The sequence below is a fragment of the Stenotrophomonas sp. AGC87 genome, assembly GCF_057333975.1.
On sequence record NZ_JBHFHW010000040.1, the window covers coordinates 28,682 to 33,813 of the forward strand.

General features: G+C 66.2%; 4 protein-coding genes. 2 read left to right on the plus strand and 2 right to left on the minus strand.

From position 1 onward, the window contains the following. Positions 1-97 precede the first annotated feature (97 nt). Positions 98-1,489, minus strand: coding sequence for an amino acid permease (locus ACE026_RS16230; protein WP_486039881.1), 1,392 nt, complete (start codon positions 1,487-1,489; stop codon positions 98-100). Positions 1,490-1,570: 81 nt separating this feature from the next. After that, positions 1,571-2,281, minus strand: coding sequence for an AraC family transcriptional regulator (locus ACE026_RS16235; protein ID WP_179460368.1), 711 nt, complete (start codon positions 2,279-2,281; stop codon positions 1,571-1,573). Positions 2,282-2,462: 181 nt separating this feature from the next. On the opposite strand from ACE026_RS16235, the gene ACE026_RS16240 reads away from it, so the two are divergent. Together ACE026_RS16240 and ACE026_RS16245 are read left to right on the plus strand one after the other, a co-directional pair. Further along, positions 2,463-4,553 carry a catalase gene (locus tag ACE026_RS16240; protein WP_486039882.1) on the plus strand — a complete coding sequence of 697 codons (2,091 nt, stop codon included), beginning with the start codon at positions 2,463-2,465 and terminating at the stop codon, positions 4,551-4,553. 36 nt (positions 4,554-4,589) lie between these two features. Next, a complete protein-coding gene (locus ACE026_RS16245; protein ID WP_486039884.1) occupies positions 4,590-5,075 on the plus strand; it encodes a HupB in 486 nt (161 codons plus the stop codon). The last annotated feature ends 57 nt before the right edge of the window (positions 5,076-5,132 follow it).

Genomic DNA, 5,132 nt, shown 5'->3' on the forward strand with positions numbered 1-5,132 from the left:
CCCCCCCCCCCCCCCCCCCCCCCCCCCCCGCCCCAACCAGCGGAGCGCAAAACCTGCGGCTGTTGGCTGTTGGCCGTTGGCCGTTGGCTGTTGGCCGTCAGCTACCCCGACCAGCCCGCACCCGACGCGCAATCTCACTGCTCGCCGCAATCACCGCCGTCAGCGCCGCCATCGACAGGAACTGCAACCGCGTATGCGCCTCGGACAACAACAGACCGAAAATCAACGCCAACACCCCCAACCCGATCACCGTCAGATACGGATACCCCGCCATCCGGAACGGCAACCGCGTCCCATCCCGGTTCGCACGATGGCGCAGAATCAACTGCGACAACAACGAAATCGTCCACACCAGCAGACACGTCGAGCCCACGATGTTGAGCAGCACCGGCAACACCTTGTCCGGAAACACCAGCTCCATCACCGTCGCCGCGAAACCGAACAGCACACTGGCCAGCACCGCGATGATCGGCACCTGGCGCGGATCGGTCCAGCCCAGCACCGCCGGCGCCTCACGGCGCTGCGCCAGCGAATACATCATCCGCGAGGCGCCATACAGATTGGCATTGAGCGCCGACAGCAGCGCGATCACCGCGATCAGCGTGATCGCCGTCGCCGCGCCCGGAATCTTGGCCGCTTCCAGCACCGCCGCGAACGGCGACCTGAGTGCCTCGCTGGTCCACGGCACCACCGCGATGATCACGCTCAGCGAGCCGATGTAGAACACCAGGATGCGCCAGGCCACGGTGCGGATCGCACGGGCGATGCTGCGCTCGGGATCTTCGGTTTCGGCCGCGGCCACCGCCACGATCTCGGTGCCGCCGAAGGCGAATATCACCACCAGCAGCGCCGCGCCGATCCCGGCCAGGCCCTTTGGCATGAAGCCGCCGTGCTCGGTGAAGTTGCGCAGGCCCGGCGAGGCCACGTCCGGCAGCCAGCCCATCAACAGCGCCACGCCGATCAGGATGAAGCCGACGATCGCGGCGACTTTGAGGATGGCGAACCAGAATTCGAACTCGCCGAAGTTCTTCACCCCGAGCAGATTGATCGCCGTAAAGAACAGCATGAAGGCCAGCGCGGCCATCGGCACCGGGATCGCCGGCCAGACCGTGGCGAGCAGCCCGGCCGCACCGACCGCTTCAGCGGCGATCACGATCACCAGCTGCACCCACCACAGCCAGCCCACCGTGGCACCGGCAGTGGCGCCCATGGCGTCGGCGGCGTAGACCGAGAACGCGCCGCTGGTCGGCTTGGCCGCGGCCATTTCGCCGAGCGCGTTCATCACGATGATCACCAGCGCGCCGGCGACCAGATACGACAGCAGCACCGCCGGGCCGGCGGCCTGGACGCCCACCCCGGAACCGAGGAACAGGCCAGCGCCGATCGCGCTGCCCAGGCCCATCATGATCAGCTGGCGGGGCTTGAGCGCGTGCCCGAGGCGGGCAGCGGCGGGCGGAGTGGCGGGAGCCGGAGTCTGGGATGCGGGCATCGGAATCGATTGGCAGGCAACAAGTGCGACACCATACCCTGTCGGCCGCGCGACGGCATAGGCCACAAGCCCCACCCCGCCTCAGGCAGCGGCGCGCTCGCCGATCTGGGCACGGTAGGCCCGCGGCGACAGCCCGACCTCGGCCTTGAACTTGCGGGTGAACGCGCTCTGGTCGGTGAAGCCACAGGCCTGGCCGATGCTGGCGATGCTGTCCGGGCCATGCAGCAGGTGCACCGCCATCTGGATGCGCAGCCGGGTCAGCACCTGCTGCGGGGTCATCTGGAACACCTTGCGGAAGGTGCGCTCCAGTTTGGACAGCGAGAACCCGGTGATGTCCAGCAGGGTCTGCATGCGCACGTTCTCGGCGTAATGCGCATTCAGATGCGCCAGCGCGAGGCGAAGCTGTTCGTACTGGGTGCCCAGGCTGTCCTTCTGGCCGAGGTCGCGCGAGATCCCGATCAGCCCGCGGATCTGCCCATCCACCAGCAGCGGCCGCTTGCAGGTCAGGCACCAGCCCGGCTCGCGGTTGGCGAACAGATGCAGCTCCATCAGATTCTCGATGACCTTGCCAGCCAGCACCTGCTCGTCCTGGGTGGCGTAGTCCGCGCCCAGCCCGGTCGGGTAGATCTCCGCTGCGGTGCGCCCGATCACGTCCTTGCGGGATTTCAGGCCCAGCCGACGCAGCATGGTCTGGTTGATATGCGTATAGCGCCCGTCGCAGTCCTTCATGAAGAACAGGACGTCGGGGATCGCATCAAACAGGGCTTCGATGTCGGCGGGTTCAACGCGCATGCGGTCGGGGAGAACAAGGGAAGACGCGCCCAAGGATACCTGCCCGCACGCGCGTCACCCAGCGCCCGAGCGCCGCATGTGAAGCGCGGGTGCAAGCAGCGCCCGGTTTTCGCACCCTCGATTAACGCCCTGGCCGCCAGTGTGAAGCGATCCCCTTCCCGCCAGCTCCCGGAGTCGCCTCATGGCCGCCAGCAAGAAAAGCACGAAGAACGCCCCCGCACCCGCGACCGACGCCCGTGGCGAAGGGGATGAACTGCACCAGCGCGCGGGCAATGGCCATCCGGTCCTGACGACCAACCAGGGCATCCCGGTCGGTGACAACCAGAATTCGCTGCGGGCCACGCCGCGCGGGCCGACCTTGCTGGAAGACTTCATCCTGCGCGAGAAGATCACCCACTTCGATCATGAGCGCATCCCCGAGCGCATCGTGCATGCACGCGGCAGCGCCGCCCATGGCTACTTCGAGCTGACCCGCTCGCTCGGCGAGTACACTCGCGCCCGGATCCTCAGTGAAGTCGGTGTGCGCACGCCGTTGTTCACTCGCTTCTCCACCGTGGCTGGCGGCGCCGGCTCGGTGGATACCCCGCGCGATGTGCGCGGCTTCGCGGTCAAGTTCTACACCAAGGAAGGCAACTGGGATCTGGTCGGCAACAACATCCCGGTGTTCTTCATCCAGGACGCGATCAAGTTCCCCGACCTGATCCATGCAGTGAAGATGGAGCCGGACCGTGCCTTCCCGCAGGCGGCGAGCGCGCACGACACCTTCTGGGATTTCGTCTCGCTGATGCCCGAATCGATGCACATGATCATGTGGGCGATGAGCGACCGCACGATTCCGCGCTCGCTGCGCACCATCGAGGGGTTCGGCATCCACAGCTTCCGGCTGATCAACGATGCTGGCGAGTCGACCTTCGTCAAATTCCACTGGCGGCCGAAGCTGGGCATCCAGTCCACCGTGTGGGATGAGGCGGTCAAGCTGCAGAGTGCGGACAACGATTTCCACCGCCGCGATCTGTTCGAGGCGATCACCGCCGGCGACTTCCCTGAGTGGGAGCTGGCGGTGCAGCTGTTCACTGAAGAACAGGCCGAGGCCTTCCCGTTCGACCACCTGGATTCGACCAAGATCATTCCCGAGTCGCTGGTGCCGCTGACCGTGATCGGGCGCATGGTGCTGGACCGCTGGCCGGACAACTTCTTCGCCGAGACCGAGCAGGTCGCCTATTGCCCGGCCAACGTGCCGCCGGGCATCGACTTCAGCAACGATCCGCTGCTGCAGGGTCGCCTGTTCTCGTATCTGGATACCCAACTCAGCCGACTGGGCGGGCCGAATTTCCACCAGATCCCGGTCAACGCGCCCAAGTGTCCGTTCGCCAACCACCAGCGCGACGGCCACATGCAGATGAACATCCCGAAGGGACGGGTCGCCTACGATCCGAGTTCGCTGCAGGGCGACAGCCCGCGTGAGAGCGCCGACGGCTTCCCCAGTCACGCCACCGCACCGGATGACGGCCGCAAGGGCCGCGTGCGTGCAGAGAGCTTCGCCGATCACTACAGCCAGGCCCGCATGTTCTTCCGCAGCCTGGAGGCGCCGGAGCAGGCGCATCTGGCCTCGGCGCTGGTGTTCGAGCTCTCCAAGGTGGAGACGGTCAAGGTGCGCGAGCGCACCGTGAGTCACCTGCGCAACATCGACGATGCACTGGCCAAGCGCGTGGCCGACGGTCTGGCGATGCCGGCGCTACCCGAGCCGGCCGCCACGCAGACCCCGGCACAGGATTTCCCGAAGGCGCCGGAAGTGCGCATCATCGGCCGCACCAAAGACCTGCTCAAAGGCCGCTGCATTGGCATCCTGTTCGACGAAGGCTCCGATGCGGCCTTGATCGCCAACCTGCGCAAGGCGGCCGACAAGGCCGGGGCGAGCGTGAAGCTGGTCGCGCCGAAAATCGGTGGCGCCACACTCAGCGACGGCAAGACGCTGGCCGCCGATGGTCAGCTGGCGGGCACGCCCTCGGTGGTGTTCGATGCGGTCGCCGTGGTGCTGAGCAGTGATGCCGCCAAGAAGCTGAGCAAGGAATCGGCCGCGATCGATTTCGTCAGCGACGCTTGGGCCCATCTGAAGGCGATCGCCGCTGATGACGGTGCACAGGCGCTGCTGAAGGTTGCCCGGGTCGGCACCGATGCCGGGGTGGTCGAGGCCGAGGACGCCAAGGCCTTCCTCGCCGCCGCCGCTACCCGCCAGTGGGCCCGCGAACCGAAGGTGCGCACGCTCGCCTGAGCGGCGCTTTGGTCATCACCAGACAGGAGCACGTCCATGCCACGGGGCGATAAATCCAGCTATACCGACACGCAGAAGCGCAAAGCCGAGCACATCGAGGAAAGCGAGAAAGACCAGGGGCGCAGCGATGCCGCCGCCGAGCGCATCGCCTGGGCCACGGTCAACAAGCAGGATGGTGGCGGCAAGAAGGGCGGCAGCGCGAAGAAGACTGCAACCAGGACGACCAAAGCATCGGCGACGAAGAAGGCCGCGGTAAAAAAGACCGCTGCAAAGAAGGCTGCTACGAAAGCAGTGCCCAAGAAAGCCACCAAGAAGACCGTAAAGAAGGTGGCGAAGAAGGTGGCGAAGAAAGCCGCGAAAAAAGCGACGACAACACCCGCCATCAGAAAGACGGTGAAGAAAGCTGCAAAGAAGACCGTTGCAAAGCAGGCCACCCGAAAAGCAACGTCGAAAACCGCCGCCGGGACGTCTGCGAAAAAGGTAACGACGGGCGCCCGTAAAGGAGCCGCCAGCAAAGCCTGATCTACACGCCGGGGCCCTGCCGCGCGCTGCCGCGTGGGGCCGCGTGCTGCCTGAGGC

Excerpts from the sequence above, each read along its gene's own strand:
- ACE026_RS16240 (WP_486039882.1), top strand. The coding sequence starts at position 2,463 with ATGGCCGCCAGCAAGAAAAGCACGAAGAACGCCCCCGCACCCGCGACC.
- ACE026_RS16245 (WP_486039884.1), top strand. The coding sequence starts at position 4,590 with ATGCCACGGGGCGATAAATCCAGCTATACCGACACGCAGAAGCGCAAA.
- ACE026_RS16230 (WP_486039881.1), bottom strand. The coding sequence starts at position 1,489 with ATGCCCGCATCCCAGACTCCGGCTCCCGCCACTCCGCCCGCCGCTGCC.
- ACE026_RS16235 (WP_179460368.1), bottom strand. The coding sequence starts at position 2,281 with ATGCGCGTTGAACCCGCCGACATCGAAGCCCTGTTTGATGCGATCCCC.